The 1,331-nt window shown below is 47.6% G+C and carries 1 protein-coding gene; it reads right to left on the reverse strand.

Translation table 11 applies throughout. The features are described 5' to 3' along the window. Nucleotides 1-10: 10 nt before the first annotated feature. Nucleotides 11-1,240, reverse strand: coding sequence for an ISL3 family transposase (locus DU002_RS19225; protein WP_114340075.1), 1,230 nt, complete (start codon nucleotides 1,238-1,240; stop codon nucleotides 11-13). Nucleotides 1,241-1,331 lie beyond the last annotated feature (91 nt).

Genomic DNA, 1,331 nt, shown 5'->3' on the forward strand with positions numbered 1-1,331 from the left:
TGGCCCTTCACTAATTAGAGTGGGTAGGTGCCAAGTCCAGCCCACCGAAATGAAACATAATTGCCCGCTTATAACGCTCTTTAGAGCGGTATCCTTGCGCCTTAACTCGCATTGTTCGTATCTTGCTATTGATGGCTTCTGCTCGCCCATTGGAAACCTGATGTTTCATGGCGTTAAGAATGCCCCACAGCCGTTCTTCAATTTGTTTTGCAACGACTGTTAAGGCTGGAATAGCCGCCGCTTTGGCCAAACCAATCCATTCTTGCCAAGCAGCCTTTGCGCCGCGGACACGATTGCCTTTCCAAATATCTCTGGCTTTTTCTTTGAAGAACCACACCAGTGCGGTATTCGATAAGTGAGGCGTTAATTCATTAAGTTGTGCTCGTTGTTTATCTTCCAGAGAGCCTCGGTGACGTAGCCAATAGTAACGGGTGCGATGTATCTGCTGGCGTAAGTGCATATCAACCTGTCTGACTTCATCTTTACGTGTGACGTGCAGTGCTTGATTAAGATTTTGAGCTATGTGGAAATGGTCAAAGGCGATTTTGTTCCGCGCATTTTCAATATGCTCAAACGTCGCTTTGAGAAAAGACGGGCTCATGTCCATGCTGATACTTTGTATTCGAAAACGTTCTGAGAAGTTCATCTTGCGGTAATACGCAGCGAGGCTTTCAGCTGACTTTCCGTCCTCTACGCCCAGCACATAGCCCTGATGGTTAGAAATGACCGTGACGTAGTCATGTCCCTTTTTGAATGACACTTCATCCACGGCTAACTGACGGGAGTCAACTGCACCGCGTTTACCTAATCCTCGCTGAACAGCGCGATTCATTATCCCATCAATCGCACTCCAGCTCAGCTTCATTTCCTTGCTGACCGCATTGATAGACGCCACTTTCAACCAACGAATGACATACGCTTCAAACAACGCAGTGTAGCGACTTTTATCTTCGGCCCAAGGGACTTTAACCGTTAGGCAGCCATGCTCTTTACAGTGCACACGTGGCACCTCTGCAACAATCAAGGTTTGAAACTGGCATGTATCAAGATGACGCCACGAGCGGTCTCTACTGTCGTATCTGGATGCAGGTTGACCACATTGAGGGCAGCAGAGCACTACCGATTTATCACACTCAACATGGACTCTCACTTCAGAGCCTGCTTCGTTCAGCTCGACATCTTTGACTTGCCAGGGCGAAGAAAGATTAAGGATACGTTCGTATAGTGTTCGCTGATCCATGCACAACTTTAAGCTAAGAGATGAGGCCTTAAATGATGCACAGGTTCAAAGAGTTAAGAAAGGGTGACCCACCAAAAAACGCGAAGGGCCA

Origin of the sequence: Corallincola holothuriorum (assembly GCF_003336225.1) — a bacterium.
GTDB classification, from domain to species: Bacteria; Pseudomonadota; Gammaproteobacteria; order Enterobacterales; family Neiellaceae; genus Corallincola; species Corallincola holothuriorum.

Coding starts and splice junctions, on each gene's coding strand:
- DU002_RS19225 (WP_114340075.1), bottom strand. CDS start 1,240: ATGGATCAGCGAACACTATACGAACGTATCCTTAATCTTTCTTCGCCC.